Annotated in this window: 22 protein-coding genes and 1 pseudogene; 12 read left to right on the top strand and 11 right to left on the bottom strand. The window is 70.9% G+C overall.

All coding sequences use genetic code 11. From position 1 onward, the window contains the following. Positions 1-2 precede the first annotated feature (2 nt). Both A5481_RS12435 and A5481_RS12430 read left to right on the top strand, forming a co-directional pair. Complete coding sequence (locus tag A5481_RS12435) at positions 3-323, top strand: hypothetical protein (protein WP_048434711.1); 321 nt, start codon at positions 3-5, stop codon at positions 321-323. Continuing rightward, complete coding sequence (locus A5481_RS12430; protein ID WP_048434710.1) at positions 320-562, top strand: helix-turn-helix domain-containing protein; 243 nt, start codon at positions 320-322, stop codon at positions 560-562. The genes A5481_RS12435 and A5481_RS12430 overlap by 4 nt, the downstream gene beginning before the upstream one ends. 38 nt (positions 563-600) lie before the next feature. On the opposite strand, the gene A5481_RS12425 is transcribed toward A5481_RS12430, so the two are convergent. The 4 genes from A5481_RS12425 to A5481_RS12410 form a co-directional block, all read right to left on the bottom strand. Beyond that, the gene (locus A5481_RS12425) at positions 601-1,203 is read right to left on the bottom strand and encodes a metallophosphoesterase (RefSeq protein WP_048434709.1); all 603 of its coding nucleotides are present in this window, start codon (positions 1,201-1,203) and stop codon (positions 601-603) included. Between the two features lie 232 nt (positions 1,204-1,435). After that, positions 1,436-1,675, bottom strand: coding sequence for a hypothetical protein (locus A5481_RS12420; RefSeq protein WP_048434708.1), 240 nt, complete (start codon positions 1,673-1,675; stop codon positions 1,436-1,438). Further along, positions 1,668-2,129: a hypothetical protein gene (locus A5481_RS12415; protein ID WP_048434707.1), complete on the bottom strand. Its 462-nt coding sequence runs from the start codon at positions 2,127-2,129 to the stop codon at positions 1,668-1,670. Before A5481_RS12415 ends, A5481_RS12420 begins: the two co-directional genes overlap by 8 nt. A 38-nt stretch (positions 2,130-2,167) precedes the next feature. Continuing rightward, positions 2,168-2,461 carry a hypothetical protein gene (locus tag A5481_RS12410; RefSeq protein ID WP_156311896.1) on the bottom strand — a complete coding sequence of 98 codons (294 nt, stop codon included), beginning with the start codon at positions 2,459-2,461 and terminating at the stop codon, positions 2,168-2,170. Between the two features lie 348 nt (positions 2,462-2,809). On the opposite strand from A5481_RS12410, the gene A5481_RS12405 reads away from it, so the two are divergent. The 5 genes from A5481_RS12405 to A5481_RS33470 are packed head-to-tail and all read left to right on the top strand — an operon-like array spanning position 2,810 to position 6,107. Next, a complete protein-coding gene (locus tag A5481_RS12405) occupies positions 2,810-3,349 on the top strand; it encodes a hypothetical protein (protein WP_156311895.1) in 540 nt (179 codons plus the stop codon). 54 nt (positions 3,350-3,403) lie between these two features. Next, positions 3,404-5,113, top strand: a complete 1,710-nt coding sequence (locus A5481_RS12400; RefSeq protein WP_064503969.1) for a P-loop NTPase family protein — start codon at positions 3,404-3,406, stop codon at positions 5,111-5,113. A 10-nt stretch (positions 5,114-5,123) separates the two neighbouring features. Beyond that, positions 5,124-5,375, top strand: coding sequence for a hypothetical protein (locus A5481_RS33480; protein ID WP_064503968.1), 252 nt, complete (start codon positions 5,124-5,126; stop codon positions 5,373-5,375). After that, the gene (locus tag A5481_RS33475) at positions 5,362-5,697 is read left to right on the top strand and encodes a hypothetical protein (protein ID WP_064503967.1); all 336 of its coding nucleotides are present in this window, start codon (positions 5,362-5,364) and stop codon (positions 5,695-5,697) included. The genes A5481_RS33480 and A5481_RS33475 overlap by 14 nt, the downstream gene beginning before the upstream one ends. Beyond that, on the top strand, positions 5,697-6,107 hold the full coding sequence (locus A5481_RS33470) for a hypothetical protein (RefSeq protein ID WP_064503966.1): 411 nt from the start codon (positions 5,697-5,699) through the stop codon (positions 6,105-6,107). Before A5481_RS33475 ends, A5481_RS33470 begins: the two co-directional genes overlap by 1 nt. 224 nt (positions 6,108-6,331) lie before the next feature. Here the strand turns inward: A5481_RS33470 and A5481_RS12380 are convergent, their stop codons facing one another. The 6 genes from A5481_RS12380 to A5481_RS12355 all read right to left on the bottom strand — a co-directional run bounded on the left by A5481_RS12380 (position 6,332) and on the right by A5481_RS12355 (position 10,305). Then, complete coding sequence (locus A5481_RS12380) at positions 6,332-6,571, bottom strand: DUF7940 domain-containing protein (protein WP_048434637.1); 240 nt, start codon at positions 6,569-6,571, stop codon at positions 6,332-6,334. 2 nt (positions 6,572-6,573) lie between these two features. Further along, positions 6,574-6,849, bottom strand: coding sequence for a hypothetical protein (locus A5481_RS33465; RefSeq protein ID WP_048434638.1), 276 nt, complete (start codon positions 6,847-6,849; stop codon positions 6,574-6,576). Continuing rightward, positions 6,849-7,292: a hypothetical protein gene (locus A5481_RS12370; protein ID WP_048434639.1), complete on the bottom strand. Its 444-nt coding sequence runs from the start codon at positions 7,290-7,292 to the stop codon at positions 6,849-6,851. The genes A5481_RS33465 and A5481_RS12370 overlap by 1 nt, the downstream gene beginning before the upstream one ends. Further along, the gene (locus A5481_RS12365; protein ID WP_048434640.1) at positions 7,289-7,573 is read right to left on the bottom strand and encodes a hypothetical protein; all 285 of its coding nucleotides are present in this window, start codon (positions 7,571-7,573) and stop codon (positions 7,289-7,291) included. The genes A5481_RS12370 and A5481_RS12365 overlap by 4 nt, the downstream gene beginning before the upstream one ends. After that, positions 7,570-7,938: a hypothetical protein gene (locus A5481_RS12360; protein WP_048434641.1), complete on the bottom strand. Its 369-nt coding sequence runs from the start codon at positions 7,936-7,938 to the stop codon at positions 7,570-7,572. Before A5481_RS12360 ends, A5481_RS12365 begins: the two co-directional genes overlap by 4 nt. A gap of 408 nt (positions 7,939-8,346) precedes the next feature. Next, positions 8,347-10,305: a hypothetical protein gene (locus A5481_RS12355; RefSeq protein ID WP_048434642.1), complete on the bottom strand. Its 1,959-nt coding sequence runs from the start codon at positions 10,303-10,305 to the stop codon at positions 8,347-8,349. Between the two features lie 366 nt (positions 10,306-10,671). Between A5481_RS12355 and A5481_RS35205 the strand changes: the two genes are divergently transcribed. The 3 genes from A5481_RS35205 (at position 10,672) to A5481_RS12345 (ending at position 13,768) form a co-directional block, all read left to right on the top strand. Beyond that, positions 10,672-11,094 (top strand): hypothetical protein, encoded by a 423-nt coding sequence (locus tag A5481_RS35205; RefSeq protein WP_245238891.1) that lies wholly within the window; start codon positions 10,672-10,674, stop codon positions 11,092-11,094. Positions 11,095-11,097: 3 nt separating this feature from the next. Beyond that, entirely contained in the window at positions 11,098-11,421 is a 324-nt protein-coding gene (locus A5481_RS35200; protein ID WP_245238893.1) for a hypothetical protein, read from the top strand. 1,057 nt (positions 11,422-12,478) lie between these two features. Next, positions 12,479-13,768: a flavin monoamine oxidase family protein gene (locus A5481_RS12345; protein ID WP_048434643.1), complete on the top strand. Its 1,290-nt coding sequence runs from the start codon at positions 12,479-12,481 to the stop codon at positions 13,766-13,768. A 5-nt stretch (positions 13,769-13,773) separates the two neighbouring features. On the opposite strand, the pseudogene A5481_RS12340 reads toward A5481_RS12345, so the two are convergent. After that, positions 13,774-14,007: pseudogene (locus tag A5481_RS12340) on the bottom strand (LysR substrate-binding domain-containing protein); the annotation flags it as partial. A 123-nt stretch (positions 14,008-14,130) separates the two neighbouring features. On the opposite strand from A5481_RS12340, the gene A5481_RS12335 reads away from it, so the two are divergent. Together A5481_RS12335 and A5481_RS12330 are read left to right on the top strand one after the other, a co-directional pair. Next, on the top strand, positions 14,131-14,604 hold the full coding sequence (locus tag A5481_RS12335; RefSeq protein WP_048434645.1) for a VOC family protein: 474 nt from the start codon (positions 14,131-14,133) through the stop codon (positions 14,602-14,604). Between the two features lie 388 nt (positions 14,605-14,992). Further along, entirely contained in the window at positions 14,993-15,190 is a 198-nt protein-coding gene (locus tag A5481_RS12330; protein ID WP_048434646.1) for a ribbon-helix-helix domain-containing protein, read from the top strand.

Genomic DNA, 15,190 nt, shown 5'->3' with positions numbered 1-15,190 from the left:
CGGTGAACGACAACAACCCCTTCTTCAGCTACCCGGTCGGCGCCCGCCGCGCTGCCCTGAGCGCGCTGCCCGCCATCCAGATCCTCAAGAGCGCTCGCACCGAGGCGGACGCCAAGCGCGCCGCAGCCTCCATCGCCGCAGCCTGCACCCGGCAGCGGCCGGCGTGGTACCGCGAGGATCGGCCCGGCGACAGGTACCTCGGAACCCTCGCGAGCGGCGAGGTCCTGGCGTGGGCCTGCGGCGTCACTCCGGACGAGCCGCTGGAGCTCATGGCCTGGGTGGACGAGTGGCAGGGCGCCTGTGTGTGGAGACCCGAGGCGTGACGCCCGATCTGCTCGCGGTCGCCGGCGAGGCGCTGTTCGGTTCCGAGTGGCGCCGCGCCCTGGCGGCCGCCCTCGGCGTCGATCCGCGTCTCGTCCAACGGTGGGCCGGCGGGCAGAGGGAGATCCCGGGCACGGTCGCCCCGGCGCTGCTCGCGCTGCTCGGGCGAGAGGCGTCCGGGCTGGAGGGGCGGGCCCTGGCCATGCGCCGGGCGGCCGCCGCCATCGCGGAAGCGGAATAGCGAAGGGCCCCGGGACGCTCCCCGGGGCCCTTCTCGTTTCAGGCCTCCTCGGCTTCCCGCTCGGCCTTCGCGGCTTCCTCCGCGATCCGACGCTCCTCGTCGGTCTCGGGCGTCTCCGCCATGCGCTCGCGGATCTCGGCCAAGCTGACCGGGCGGTAGCCCCAGGCGTCCACGCCGACGTCGAGGGAGCGGGACGTGCCCGGCAGCTTGCCGTGCGAGTGCCCGTAAAGGTGCAGCGCGCCGCGCCACGACCCGTTCCAGGTCCGGAGGGCATAGTGGCAAAGGACGAGGCGAACCTGGTCAACGTGGATAGTCCGCAGGTCCGCTGGCTCGCTCGCCCACCCCAGCGACAGGTGACGTTCCTTGTCGTGGTTGCCGATGATCAAGTGCTTCCGCCCGTTCAACCGTGCGAACACCTCCCGGCACCGGTCGGCGCTGGAGTTCATCGCGAAGTCACCCAAGAAGAAGACGTCGTGCCCCGGCCGGACGCGCGAGTTCCAGGCGTGGATCAGGTCGTCGTCGTGGCGGGCGATGTCATCCCAGGGGCGGTTCTCCATCTTGAGGACGCCGCGGTGCCCGAAATGGGCATCGGCCGAGAACCAGGTGGTCGAACCGTTGAACGTCGAGTGCTTGGTCTTCATGAAGGCAGCCTCCTTGGAAGGGGGGCTGCGCGCATGGCGTCACGCCCCCGGGGGTGTCGGGCTCGTCGGTTTGGGGGCGGCGAGTATTCGTTTCACGGCGGGCCTCGTTGGGCGGTGCGTGGAGATGGGATCGCAGCTCACGCCTGGGGCGGCAAGCGCCTGTTCGGGGCGGAGCTAGGTTATCCCTGGGCGGTTCGCCTAGACCTTTAGATCCGGCCGTTCCAGTCGGTCCTCATGGCGCCCTCTCCCGCACCCGGTCGCCAAGCCCATGCTGGTCGGCCATCGCGATCAGCCGGGCCTTCTCGCGGGGCACGTAGTCCGGCTGCAGGTACTCCGGAACCGGCGCGGCCGGCCGGGACGGGAAGTACAGCGGCGCCGTCTCCGCCAGGATGGATGGCCCGGCGTCGCGGTGAGCCTGCATGGCGGTGATGGCGCGCTCCGTGGCGGCGCGGACGCGGGCGACGTCAGCCATGGAAGCTTCCCTGCCCCGGCCAAGCCCACGTGACCGGCTCGTGGTAGATCCGCACCAGGGCGGCCCTCGCCTCGCTGACGCGCCCGCGGTTCCGGCGCCGGGCCCGGCGGGACATGGGCTTGCCGATTGCCGGCCGGGCCATCTTGGCCGCCTCGATGTCGACCAGCACGTTGGCCAAGGCGTTCCGGGTCGGGCGGAGGTAGCCGCGCTCGAAGTCGGTTCGCCATGCCTCCATCTCACGTCGATGGCGCTCGCGTTCCGCGCCGACGATGCTCGCGTAGAGGGACTCCCCGCGGCTCAGGTCCTCAGCCTCAGCCTCGCAGGGCGGGCTGACGTCCCGGCCGGGGTTCGGGCTTGCCGGATTTACGGCAAGAGCCTCGGAGGCCGCCTTGGCCTGGCGGACGATGTGGTCGATCCACTCCCTGGCGCCGTTCCGCTTAAGCGTTACCGTCACCGGCTGGCCGCCGGGGCCGTTGAGTTCGAACGCCTCCCTTATGCCGCCCGCCGCAGGTCGTTGAGGTCGTAGCGCCGCAGGGTGACGTAGTCCTGGTCGTCCTCGGCCAGCACCTTCGTGTCGTCGACGAGCTCGACCTCCCACGCCTTGATGGCGGCCTCGACCGCCTCGACGTCGCTCATCTCCCTGAGCTTGGCGAGGCGATCCGCCTCCGTCCTGGCGCGGGTCGCCCGCATCTCCTCGACGACCTCGGCCAAGAGCGTCGCCTCGTGCTCGTCGAGGGCGGAGACTGCCTTCGCGAGTTCCGTCACCTTCCCTACGTCCATGGCCATCCCCCGGGTCCCTGCAACGATTCTACAGGGATGCGTCGATTCGGGGAGGGACGCGCCGCAGAGGTTAACGAGGTCGCAGAAACGCGCTTCGGAATGTCGTCTGTAGAGGACACCGAAATCCGAGCCCTCTCGGGACCCAAAAACGGGTGTCCTCTACAGACGACATTTTCGGGCGTCGCGGGCCGGCCATTCGTTAACGCGGAGGGCGCCGCCAAGTCGGTCGGGAACTCCTAAACGAGTTAGTCCGGGCCCCGGCCGGCCAACTAACTCGGATCGCAGTTCCGGGCTGCCCGCATTCGACCAGTCCCGTTAACCACGCCGGCCGCGCCTCGTGCTATCCGGGGCGGCATGGAGATCGTGCTCAAACACATGGAACCGGAGCGCTGGCCCCGGCCGGAGGGCTGGACGGTCGTCGGCCGCGTCGGGAACCTGGCGCTCGCCTACGACGCCGAGCGACGTGCGCACCTTATCGGCGAGGGCGAGCCGACGCAGCTCGACCGTGACGCCGTCAACGCCGCCTTGGCGCCGGCCATCGACCACGCCGCGACCCGGCTTTGGCCGGGCGGGTGGACGTACGCGGTCGAGGCGATCTTCGGGATCAAGCGGCGGAACCTGGCCGCCGAGCGCCTCGCCCGGCAGGGCCTGCCGCCGAGCGTCCTGCACGTCCTGGCGAAAGCGACTTCTTCGCCTGACGCGGAGGTGCTCGGGGGACTGATCCTCGCCATGGCGCGCTACGCCGATGCCTGTCCGGGAACCGCGAACCTCAACGAGGGCCTGGCCGAAGCCATGGACGCGGCGGAGCGCGCCGCGGGCGTCATCCGCGCGGCGCGTGCCGGAAAGCCGGCATGGCCACATCGCCTTAAGGAATGGTTAGGAGATCCGGACTAGGGTTGTTCCTCACGTCGGCGGCATGGGCCTTACCGGCGAGGAGAGTGAAATCCGATGTCCGACGCCCTTGACGGGGCGGAGGCCTTCAGCGCGCACGCGATCATGCGTGGCGTCTGCCCGGCCCCGACCCGCGCCGACCCCCATCCCTTCGAACCATTCGTCCAATACGTGCTGGCGCGCTTTCCGCGCAGCCCGCGTCGCGACGCCCCTTCGGCGGATCTGAACTGGGACGAGGCCCTGCCCGAGCTCGTCGGTTCGGCCTGCACGACCGTCTACGACCTGGTGCAGGCGCCCAAGAGCCGCGCCGCAGCGGCCGCCCGCATCGCCCATACCAGGGTCATCCATCTCCGCCCGCTGCTCGCCGCCCGCGTCGAGGCGCTGGAGGCCGGTCCCTTCCTGATGGACGCCATCGACGACGAGCCGGCGGTCGATAGCGAGCGGGCGGTCCTCGAATGCGTACGCCTCGCCCAGGGCATCGACGTCTCCCTCGTCGGCATCGGCGACCGCGCCGCCTTCGACCGGCTCGCGGGCGTCGCCGAGTTCTGTCTCATGCACCGGGTCGACGGGTACCTGCCGTTCGCCGTCGGCGCCCGGGCACTCCTCGCTTCGACGGAGGGCCTGGGCGTCTGGCGTCCCGGGGCGCCCCCGCTGCCGCTCATCCGGCGCGCCCTGGAGATGGGCGCGGACATCCTGGCCCGGCAGTCCCGCGCCCGGGAGGCTGCCACGCTGCGCGATACGCAGGGTGGCAGCGACCCGACGGACGGCGACCGCGCCGGCATCGTCCGGCATCAGCCCGCCAGGCCGAAGCCGGTCCCCGCGGCGCCGGCGCCCAAGGCCGTCCCGCCTGCCGAGCCGGAGGCCGCGCCCGATCCCGGTCTCTCTCTCGTCGTGGTCCCGGCGCTCACGCACTTGCCGCAGCCCAGCCTGATGGCGCGGGATCGTGGCGACAGCCCTCGGGCGCTATGCGAGCCCGTCGCCGAGAAGGCCCTGCCTCTGGTGGCGGCGCCGGACCCGGCCACCGTCGCCGCGACGCTGAACGCGACTTTCCCGTGGGCGCGGGAGGTCACGGAGCAGTACGCCGGCGACCTCGTCGGTGCCCCTTATGCCATGCTGCGCCCGCGCATCCTGGTCGGCGGCATGGGAGGCGGCAAGACGAGCTACGCCAGGGCGCTTCTACGCGCGGTTGGCCTGCCCGAGGTGCTGTACGGCGCGGCCGGCGTCATGGATGGGGGTACTTGGTCAGGCACGTCGCGCCAATGGGGATCCTGGCGACTGTCGGTGCCGGCGCAGGGCATCCTACGCCACCGGCTGGCGTCCCTCGGTGTCGTCGTCGATGAGATCGACAAGGGGGGGCCATCGCGTAGGTGGGGACGGCTCGACGAGACGCTTTTGCCGTACCTGGAACGGGCCTCAACCGCGCGGGCGATCTTGGACCCCGCGCTTGAGGTGCCCCTGGATCTCAGCGGCATCTCCTACGTCCTGACGGCGAACCGCCTCGACGGGCTCTCGGGTCCGCTGCTCGACCGGGCTCCCCCGGTCGCGTGGCCGATGCCGCGCCGCGAGGACGTGCCCGTCGCGGCCGCCGCCATCCTCGACGAGATCCGGCGCGAGCGCGGCCTCGACGAGACCTGGTGCCCCGCGCTGGATGGGAACGAGCTCGATGCCCTGACGGCCTGGCGCGGGGGCTCCCTGCGGCCGCTCCGTCGCATGGTCGAGACCGTGGTCGCCTCGCGCGAGCATCTCGCTCGCCTGATGCCGAACTAAGGAGGCCGCCATGCGCGAGAACGACCTGCTGGGCGCCGTCCGGGAACGCATCCGGCTGGCCTGGCAGCACCGCCTCGCCAGTGGCCCCGTGCTCGTCGGCGCCGCGCTGCACGTCGACGAGCTCCTCGCCCGCCGGCATGACGGCGCCGAACCCGAGGAGCTCCTCCTCGCGGAGGCCCTCGCGGTCGAGGTGTGCGCGATGAGCGTGCCCTACCGGCAGCGCCGCGGCTCCACGCAGGAACGGCGGCGTGCCTCTCTGTGAGGTCTACCGGCACACCCGGCGCAGGTGCTGGTCCCTGCGGGAGGGTGGCCGCGTCGTAGCGCACGTCGAGGCGGTCGCCCTCGCCGGCGTCGTCCTCGTCGTCCGCCCCGGGGCACTGGCCCGAGTGCGGAACCGGCGGGTCCGCGAGGTCTGCGCCGTCGCGCGAGGGACTCCCACCGCCGCGCCCCGGCCGCCCGGGGCCCGCCGGCTCCGCTTCGACCCCTACGGCGTCGGCGCCTTCCTCGCCGACGGCCACCCCATCACCGCCGCGGGGCTCGCTTGGTTCGAGGCCGACGGCACAGCCTGGACTTCGGAGGATTGATGATGCGAACCTGTGCCCTCGGCCTCACCTTGCTCGCCGCCGTCCCGGCCGCCGCGGCGGAGGCCGACCGCTTCCCTCAAGCTAGCGACCGCTGGCTCTACGACGTCCACCAGCTGGCGGGGCCGGGCCGGCAGCGCTTCAGCCGCGTCGATGCGGTCCCGGGCTCGTCCGGTTCCTGGCGCGTCACCATCACGTGCGGCACCATCTCGACGCACACGGGGCGCGAGACGACGGAGCTCGCCGCCCGCGGGGAGGCCAGCCGCGGGCGCATGATCGCCATCGGCGGGGGCTGGGACGTCCCGCGGCCGGGCGGGAGCTTCCTCATCGACGAGCGCTCCGAGAGCCGGGAGAGCACGTTCACGGACAAGCGCTGCGCCTCCGGACCAGGCAACATTTCCAGCGGCGACTGACGCGAAACGGCCCGGCTCCCGAGGGGGAACCGGGCCGCTCTGGAACCCACCGACGAGGCCGGTGCAGAGAGCGGCCGCGGCGGCGGACCGCTTGAGCCGGGATCCCAGCTTTGGGGTCGACCGGGACGCGGCGACCGTTGCCGGATTTCCGGCAACCGCCCGGGGAGCGGCGTTGGCGGTGCCGACGGCGACCGCGACGCCGAGGTTGCGCAGGAAGGCGAGCATCAGGCGGCCTCCCCCGAAACCTCGGGCTGCGCGATCAGGCGCGCCCCGGCCGAGATGAGGTTCACGGCACCGTAGGCGACCGCGAACCAGACCGGGTTGACCGGGGGCGCGCCGGCGAGGACCGACATGCCGATGCCGACCGCGGAGGCGACCGCGGCGACGGCGTTGAGCTGGAACGACCAGCTATGCCGGGCGACGGCCTTGGCGTTCGCGACGGGATTGAGCTTGGGCTTGCGCACGGTCAGGACCTCCGACGGCGGCGGAGGAGCGCGCCGTGCTCGTTGAGCGCCCGGGTCAGGTCGGTGCCCGTCGCGATGATGGTGAAGCCGAGCTGCCGGTCGCTCTCGGACAGGGCGACGCGGGGCGTGACGGCGTCGCCCGGCGGGCGGAGGGTGCGCAGGCGTCCCCACAGGTAGAAGCCGGCCGCGGTGTCCCCACCGAGCACGGCGCCGGCCGCCTTCAAGACACCCTCGGGAACGGAGACGATGGCCGCGTAGACGTCGGCGAGCGCGAGCATCAGGCGGTTCCCTTCCGCGCCAGCGCGTGGCGCCGGTCGTTGCGGCCTTGGTCGAGGAGGCTGCGCGCCGCGGCGAAGGCGTCGAAGCACCCGAGCGCCGCGTAGACGAGAGCCCCCGTGTTCACGCCCGGGAAGCCGTCGCCGAGGAAGAGCCGGGCCAACGTGAACCAGACGCCGGCGCCGACGAGGGCGGTCAGGAACCGCAAGGTCGGGCTGCGGCGCCAGTTGCCGTTCACCCAGAGCCCGATCATGCGGACCGTGGCGACGCCCAGAAGCGCCATCCCCCAGGTGCCCTCGGGCGCCACCGCCGCGAGGTTGACGAAGATCGGCCTGGAGAACGTCGACCCCGGCGCGAGCACGGCCAGGCTGAAGGCCAGCAGCTGGCACGAGGCCAGCCACTCGCCCTCGCGCGAGACGTGGGGGACGGGCGAGAGGCGGTTCATGACGCGGACCCCTTGCCCTTGCCGGACGGCCCAGGCGCGCCCGCCGGGGCGGGTTCCACGTCGGGGGCGGGTTCGGACACGGGATCGACCTCGACCGGCTCGAACGCCGTCGGGAACTGCGACGGCGGCAGGAGCTCGCCGTGGCGCACGATGCCCTGGCCGCCGCAGCCGCGGCAGTGGACCTCGCTCCAGTCCATGCCGGGCTTGATCACCGCCAGCATGCCGGCATTGCAGGCGGCCGCGTCGGTGCACTTGTCGAAGGGGAAGGGCTTGTCGGTCACGGGGTCACCCCGAGTTCGAGGACGGTCCGGGGCCGGGCCGGGACCTGGGAGGCGGGGCCGGCCGGGGGCTTGGACACGCGCGCCAGAACCGTGACGACGACGCCGTCGGCGACCCGGACCTTCATGGCCTCGGGGAAGGCGACGACGTTCCCGGTGTGGTGCCCGGCGGCCATCAGCACCCCGCCGACGTCGGCCAGCCGGGCGCGCACCTGCGCCAGGTCGTGCCCGGCCTTGCGCAGGACCGGCATGGCGCGCTGGTCGTCGACGGTCTCGTCGAGGACGGCGCCGAGGTATCGCTCGCAGTACCGGCGGACGGCGTGGTCGGTGACCCGGGCGCGGGGCGAGGTGGCCGTGACGTGGCTCATGCGGCCCGAGCCCCCGCAGCGGCGAGGGGAAGCCCGCTGGCGGCGGCCGGGGCGCTTGGCCAGTTCCCGGAGCTTCTCACCCGGGTAGCGGCTGTAATCCCGCAGGGTGGCGTACGGCAGGGTCTTGGAGACATCGCCCCGGACACGTTCGACGGTACCTGCCCAGACCCAGCGCTGGTTGCTGGGCGAGGTGTCCGGGCGGGTCGGGTAGATGGAGAAGGAGGGGACTGGGTCAAGACGGTGCTCCGAGGGCTGATGCTCGGAGGGTCCGCCCGGTGCCGGTATTCGGCTAGCCGTCGGGGGCGATGTCGTAGGTGCGGCGGTCCCCGGGGCAGGTGCCAACAACGGAAAGCCCCGCCGGCGCCGTAGCGCAGCAGCGGGGCTCCAGCCGTGGTGCAGCTATCCGGGTCACCGGGTATCGCGATGATAGGGCCACGGCGCGCTAGGGACAATGCCCGAAGGCAGCCCTGGGGCCACTTTCGGAGGGCGCGCGCCGGGGGGGGCGTAAGGGTCGTGCCCCTGCGCGATGAAGTCTTCGGCTATGGGGCGGAGCATGACCGGCATGCCACGGACCGGGGTGCCGTCGACATCGTAGATGACGTGAGGGTGCGGGTCGGGAACCGTGACGACGGCGGGTTGGCAGGTGGTCATGTCGAGCCTCAGGGTCGGGCAGAGACGGTCAGGGATGGCAGTTGATGGAGGCCGAGGGTCAGGGGAGGTTGAGAAGGTTGAGGGGGCTGTACGGCCCGCCCTGGACGACACCAGGGGAACGGGTTCTGAGGTGCGGGTGCGAGGGTCGGTAGATACATCCAGCGAGGGCCAGGGAACGGCAAGGACGGCAGGTGCGCGGGTCCGGGTAGGGATGCGCGGGTACGGGTAGGAGACCGCGAGAGAGGTCCACGGTTCATCCTGACAGGGTGCGGGTGCGAGGGACGGGGTAGAGACCGGGGACACGGTCGGGGCCTCTCCGGAAGGGACGGTGACCTCCACCACGCCCAGCTCCCGAGGTTCCACGGACGACGCCCCCGGGAGCTCCGCCCCCGGGGCGCCCGCCGCCGCCCCCGCACAGTGTAGGCGAGCGACGGGGTAAACCGTTGAACCCGAACCAGAAAGTCTGTCGCGGGTGCGGTCGAGAACCTCACCCATCACGCCCTCGACGAACCCCTTGTGCTGGGCCGGGACGGAGAAGCTATCGTGCACCGGCAAGCACGGGATGCTCGCCTTCGCACATTCATCCATGACCTCGCCGGCCATCTCGCAGTCGATGCGCATGAGCCTCACGCCCATGTCCGATCCGAACATGTGTTTGATGCCTTCGTGCCGCTCCTCGATGCGGGCCAAGACGGCCTTCGTCCTGTCCCAGGTCATGGAGAGCGGCCACACTCGCTTGCCGTCCTTGCCCCGCTCGAACCTCTTCTGCATCAGGCTTCTGGCGGTCGCGGTGCCGGTCGGGGCATTGAGGTAGGTGTTCACGGCCCCCTTGAGTTGCCGCCTGGTTACGCCGGTTGCGCCCGGCACCTCGTAGGCGTCACCGTCGAGCCTGAGCCCGCACATCGCGTATGCGAGGTCCAGATGGAGGCAGCTCCAATCCGGCTCCTCCTCGCAGACGGGCTCCCCGTTCAGGAGGAGCTCGGACCGACGCACGCCGGGCAGGCCGGTCCAAAAGCCATACATGCGCCCGTGCAGGTCGAATGAACGCCGGGCGAACATCTGAACCATGTAGGGGTGCTCCTCGCCCCTGACGCACGTCCACTCGCCCGCGTCGGTGAGCGCCCACCAGTGATGGTTCGAGAACCGCCAACGCCCCTGCGCCACGGCCTTCGGGTCGACGCTCACATGGATGCCGGCACGCTCCTCGTTGCGGCGCTCCATGGTGCGGATGATGCGCTGGACCTTCTGTGTCTTCGGCAGGGCCACCGGGTCACCGTTTTCGTCCCGGAGCAGCACGGGCACGCGCGGGCGCCGGTGCTCGACGGCCTCGCCGCTCATGGCCTGCACGAGGGACTCGGTCGCCCAGAAGGCCGACTGCAGCCGGTCGGCCTTTTCCTCGGCAAGATGGGCGCCGCGCTTGGCCCGAAAGCCGTTGAGCAAGCCCATCTTCGTCAGCGTGTCGACGGTGCCGAGCACCCTGGCCCGGCCAAATGGGGTGTCCTCGTAGCGGTCCTGCCGCCACCACTCGCCGCTGCGCGAATACGAGATGCGGCCGCCGCCGCCGTCATGCCGGACGAGAGCCTGGCCGATGATGGCGCGCTGGACGGCGCGGTCGTCGCGCGTGCGCCCGAGGGGAATGCCGAGGCGCGCGAGAGCGGCCTCCGGCACGTGATGGGCGAAGGACAAGGGCGCGTCGTCGCCCTGGGAGAAACGCATCTGCTGAGCCCGTGACCCGAACCTCGCGGATCGCCGGGGCACCACACCCGACGCGCGAACCTCAGCATGTTCCGTGCGTCGCAAGCATTTGAAAAGGCCGGCTGTTTCCGCTGCGGATGGGTACGGAAGGGATACCCCGCAGAAGGCACGGAAACGGGGGCTACGCGGGATCGACGGGTCGCGTGGGCCGCCAGCCACGAAACTTTTTTTCGGGCATCAGGTGACGCTCCCTGCGCCTCGGTGCTGGTCGTTTTGGTGAATTCGGATGACTGGCGGCGGCGGAGAGGCGATCTAATCCTGCGCGCCGCCCGGTCCGGGCCCTCGTAGCCTGGAACGGGACACGCTCGGCGCGCCATCGTGCCGGGCATGAGCACTCGCTTCCGCGTCGAGATCTCCGCCGACGTCATGCCCCAGATCGAGGCGTGGCGCGACCGCTACGTCTCCAGCGTCGGCATCGCCAAGTACAGGCGCGCCGCTGGCTGGGCCGTCGACGAGGTCGCCAAACACGCCGTCGTCGACATCCGCCAGCAGTTCGACAAGCACCTGCGCCGGAACACCCCGTGGACGCAGAGCGCGATCAAGTACCAGCGCTCGTCGGCCGGGGGACTGAACGCGATCGAGCAGGGCAAGGCGGACGGGCTGTTCTCGGCCGTCTACGTCATGCCGAAGCAGTCGACCTACCTGAAGTTCTTGTTCGGGCTTCAGGACAACACCCGCCTCCCGGGCGACGTCGGCCTAGCGCAGCGGCACATCCTGATCCCCTGGTGGGACAACATCCGCCTGACGTAGGGGGTGACCCCGACGCGGTACGGCGGGGTGCCGACCGGGTTCCTGGCGCGCCTCGCCCGCGAGATCCAGGGCACCAAGGCGCCGAAGCGCAGCGGCACCGCGTCGAGGTGGGGCGTCTACTTCGGCGAGATAACCCTGCACGGCCAGAAGCGCCTCGCCTACGTCGCCCGGCCGCCGCGCGTCGCCACCAGCGAGAGCATGTACGTGCCGTCCCGGGGAGGCGGCATGCGGCGCATCGGCCGGCGGATGGTCGACACCGACCACCCGCGCGTGCTGTTCCTCGCCGTCGACCGGGCGACCTACAAGCCGATCCTGGAGAAGCCCTGACAGGAGGCCTGCGAGGCCGCCGCCGCCCGCATCACGCAGATCATGGCCGAGCAGCTCGCGGAGAACCTGGCCCGTGCCGCCAAGAAGGCCGCGGCCGGCCGGCGCGTGGCAGCATGAGCCTGTCCGGAAATCCGGACACGCCTCGGGCTCGCGGGAAGCCGTGCGCGTGTTCGCGAAGAGACCCTCGACGAGATCGACCAGCGCGCCGGAAAACCGGCAAGGCGCCGGTGGAACCACACCGGACGCACCCTCGACGACCAGAGCGTGGTCATGAAGTACCTGATGGGCGATGGGCGATGGGCGATGGGCCGAGGGGCCGTCTCACGGGCGAGACCGGTTTCGTGCGCGGTCGCATCCTGATGCCGAACTGGCGCGCGCTTGAGGCGACGCAGAGCACTCGCCCAAACCGCTACGGCAACCTGCCAGGGGGCGTCGCGGCCCGGCTCAAGCGAGAGGCGGTCGGTATGGTGGCGCGTCCGGAGACGATGGGGGGTCTACGAGGGCGAGCTCGCCGTCGGCGGATCGCGCGTCAGTGCTACATCGCCCGGCCCCCGAGGATAAGGCGGCCCAAGGGCAAGGGCGGGCGCATGGTCTGGCGCAACGTCGGCCGGCCGCGCCTGCTCCTCGCCGCCGCGCGATCGCCTCGACCAGGCTGCCGCCCTCAACCGGGCGCTGGAGGCGATCCAGCGCGCCGGCTTCAGTGGCCGCGAGGACGAGACCCGAGCCCTCCTTGCCCAAGCCCGCTCCCTGCTCGCCTCGACCGGCCGCACCGCCTGAGCCCGGACGCGTCCGGATTTTCGGACAAGTGAACTCCACCCACTTCTGCTGCGGGTCTGGAATTCGCGCTCCACTTGGTTGGCTGTGCGCCATGAGCGGACCTCCGACCGAAGACACTGGAATGGCCGCTTGAAGGCCAACTGCTGCCATTGAGATCGAATGGTTGGTCCGGCGGCCACAACGTCCTCAGGTATCCACCTCGCATCGCGCCGGCACCCTCCCGTGCGCCGAGCGTCTTGCAGACCTTGGAAGCTGGGACGACCGCCCTCACCTTCGGCGCATGCATAGCGAGTACGACGTCATCATCGTGGGGGGAGGCGCCGCCGGCATCGGCGCGGCACGGCGGCTCGCGGCCAACGATGCATCGGCCTTGCTGCTGGAGGCGTCTTCACGTCTCGGAGGCCGCGCCTTCACGCAGGACCTTGGAGGCCATCCGCTCGACCTCGGTTGCGAATGGCTGCACTCGGGCGACCGCAACGCCTGGGTCGGCATCGCCGAGGCGTCCGGGTTTCCGGTCGACCGCAACGACCCGCCGTGGGCGAAGGCGCACCCCGGCATCGCCTGGAGCGAGGACGACGAGGAGGCGGCCCGGAAGGCGTTCGGCAATTGGGAGGAGCGGCTCCGGGTGGTCGCGCAGGCCAGCGACCGGGCGAGCGACGCCATGGAGCCCGGGGGCGAGTGGAACCCCTACGTGCGGGCCATCGCAGGCTTCATGAGCGGGGTCGCGCCCGAGGCGGTCTCGGCCACCGACTACCTCGCCTACGATGATGCCTCGACGGGCAAGAACTGGAACTTGCCGCTCGGCTACGGCACCCTAGTCGCCGCCAGCCTCCCGCCCTCGGTGACGCTGCGCCTGGCCACCCCCGTCGAGCAGATCGACCTGACGGCGGACGGCGTCGCCGTCTCGACGCGGGCCGGCACCATCCGCGCAAAGGCCGCCATCCTCACGGTCTCGACCGCGGTCCTGGCCGGTGACGCGCTCCGCCTGCCTCCCGGGACCGAACCCTGGCGCGAGGCGGCGGCCGCCCTTCCACTGGGTTGCAACGAGAAGGTCTTCCTTGAGATCACGCGCGAGTCCGCATTCGAGCCGGACTCCCACGCCTACGGGAACCTGCGCGACGCGCGGTCCGCCGCCTACTCGATCCGGCCGAACGGCTGGCCTGTCATCGAGGCGTTCCTCGGCGGCGAGGGGGCCCGCATCCTCGATGACGAAGGCCCCGCCGCCATGTTCGCGTTCGTGTCGGCCGAGTTGACCGGCCTGTTCGGCGGCGACGTGGCGTCGGCCGTCCGGCCGCTCGCGGCGACGTCGTGGAGCCAGATGGCGTCCATCGGCGGCGCTTATAGTTGCGCCTTGCCGGGGCAATCGAGCGCGCGGGCACGGCTGGCCCGGCCGTTCGAGGAGCGGCTGTTCTTCGCGGGCGAGGCGACGCATCCCTTCGACTTCACGACCGCCCACGGGGCGCACGACAGCGGGCAGCGGGCTGCCGACGAGGCTTTGGCGGCCCTGCGCGACAGGGACCGCCAGGGAGGGCGCGTCGCCAGCGCCGAGCCGACGCGGCCGGCCGGGTAGGGACCTCAGCCGCGGTAGCGTAGCGCGTCGACCAGAACGGCCAGCGCCGGCTCCGGCTCACGCCGGCTCGGGTAGTAGAGGTGATAGCCCGGGAACGGGTCGCACCAATCCTCCAGCACCCGGACGAGGGTCCCCGCTTCCAGGTGCGCCCGCACCCCGTCCTCGAACAGGTAGGCGATCCCGAACCCGTCCAGCGCGGCCTGCAAGAGCAATGGCTCGGTGTTGAACGTGACCTGTCCTGCACTCCGCCCAGATCGTCGAGAACGAGGACTAGGGTCAAAACTCAATCGGCTTGACCGTGTGAGGGTCTGCCTGCGACCCGGTTGCAGACGAGCGGTCCCTTTGCCGGTAGAACGTCCTGCATGACGGAACACACGAGCATCCATGTGCGGCGCGCCGATCATGTCGGCTTCGCAGTCGGCTCCCTCGACGAGGCACTTCGGTTCTGGATCGATGGGCTCGGCGCACGCCTCGTGCGGACGGGCGAGATGGGGGGCGAGTTCCTTGGTCAGGTCACGGGAGCGCATGGGGCGAAGGTGCGCCTAGCGATCGTTTCGCTGGCGGATCAGACGATCGAACTCCTGGAGTATCAGGGTCCGGGCCGACCAAGCGTGCCAGCCAAGCCGTTCGATCCAGGCTTCGCGCATCTGGCCCTTGTGGTCGATGACATCGACGCGCTCCTGGTGCGGATCGCCGCCTACGGCTGGAAGGCGCAAGGCACGCCGCAACCGATCGCGAGCGGTGCGCGGGCTGGAACGCGGGTGATCTACGCCGTTGGCCCTGACGGCGCGACGATCGAGTTCATGCAGCCGCCAGCTAACGCCAAGGATCACTGATCCCGCCGGGCGGGTGTCCGCTTCCCACCCTCGGCGGTCCTTCATATGGTCAAGCTGATCGGGTTCTGACCCTAGCCTTCTACCTCGCCGAGAGCTCGTGCGACGAGCTCCAACTGGCCGAGGACGGGAAGACGCAGATGCTCCCGGAGCCGGCCGTGCCCGAGCACCACGTCGCGATGCTGCTGTCAGGTCGGCTCAAGGCCACCAACGGCCTGAGACCCGTCAAGGGCGGGACGGAGTGGGTCTAGGGTCCACGCTCAACCAGCTTGACCACGCGAGCGGCAGCTTCCGCGCCGTTTAGGAAACGTCGGAAGGTCCGCTCTCACGCTTTGCCAGCACGGCGAATACGTGACTTGTGAGAAGACCCCCCACAGGGCACATCCCGAGCATGACCCTGCGCAAAAGCATCACCGTCTCGATCACCCGGGAACAGGACGACCTCATCCGGTCGTGCCTGCAATCCGGCCGCTTCGCGAGCACCCGCGAGACCGTGCGCGCCGGGCAACGGCTGCTCGACCGCGACGATGCGGTTACGCCGAGTGAGACGCAGGTCGAGCGGGAACGGGGTGGTACATCTCGTGCCTGA

This window comes from Methylobacterium platani (genome assembly GCF_001653715.1).
Lineage (GTDB): Bacteria > Pseudomonadota > Alphaproteobacteria > Rhizobiales > Beijerinckiaceae > Methylobacterium > Methylobacterium platani.
The sequence above is the reverse complement of the archived record's forward strand: the minus strand, read 5'-3'. Positions and strand labels throughout refer to the sequence as shown.

Coding starts and splice junctions, on each gene's coding strand:
- A5481_RS12405 (WP_156311895.1), top strand. CDS start 2,810: ATGGAGATCGTGCTCAAACACATGGAACCGGAGCGCTGGCCCCGGCCG.
- A5481_RS12345 (WP_048434643.1), top strand. CDS start 12,479: ATGCATAGCGAGTACGACGTCATCATCGTGGGGGGAGGCGCCGCCGGC.
- A5481_RS33465 (WP_048434638.1), bottom strand. CDS start 6,849: ATGCTCGCGCTCGCCGACGTCTACGCGGCCATCGTCTCCGTTCCCGAG.
- A5481_RS33470 (WP_064503966.1), top strand. CDS start 5,697: ATGATGCGAACCTGTGCCCTCGGCCTCACCTTGCTCGCCGCCGTCCCG.
- A5481_RS12400 (WP_064503969.1), top strand. CDS start 3,404: ATGTCCGACGCCCTTGACGGGGCGGAGGCCTTCAGCGCGCACGCGATC.
- A5481_RS12370 (WP_048434639.1), bottom strand. CDS start 7,292: ATGAACCGCCTCTCGCCCGTCCCCCACGTCTCGCGCGAGGGCGAGTGG.
- A5481_RS12335 (WP_048434645.1), top strand. CDS start 14,131: ATGACGGAACACACGAGCATCCATGTGCGGCGCGCCGATCATGTCGGC.
- A5481_RS12425 (WP_048434709.1), bottom strand. CDS start 1,203: ATGAAGACCAAGCACTCGACGTTCAACGGTTCGACCACCTGGTTCTCG.
- A5481_RS35205 (WP_245238891.1), top strand. CDS start 10,672: ATGAGCACTCGCTTCCGCGTCGAGATCTCCGCCGACGTCATGCCCCAG.
- A5481_RS33480 (WP_064503968.1), top strand. CDS start 5,124: ATGCGCGAGAACGACCTGCTGGGCGCCGTCCGGGAACGCATCCGGCTG.
- A5481_RS12360 (WP_048434641.1), bottom strand. CDS start 7,938: ATGAGCCACGTCACGGCCACCTCGCCCCGCGCCCGGGTCACCGACCAC.
- A5481_RS12330 (WP_048434646.1), top strand. CDS start 14,993: ATGACCCTGCGCAAAAGCATCACCGTCTCGATCACCCGGGAACAGGAC.
- A5481_RS12420 (WP_048434708.1), bottom strand. CDS start 1,675: ATGGCTGACGTCGCCCGCGTCCGCGCCGCCACGGAGCGCGCCATCACC.
- A5481_RS12355 (WP_048434642.1), bottom strand. CDS start 10,305: ATGCGTTTCTCCCAGGGCGACGACGCGCCCTTGTCCTTCGCCCATCAC.
- A5481_RS12410 (WP_156311896.1), bottom strand. CDS start 2,461: ATGGCCATGGACGTAGGGAAGGTGACGGAACTCGCGAAGGCAGTCTCC.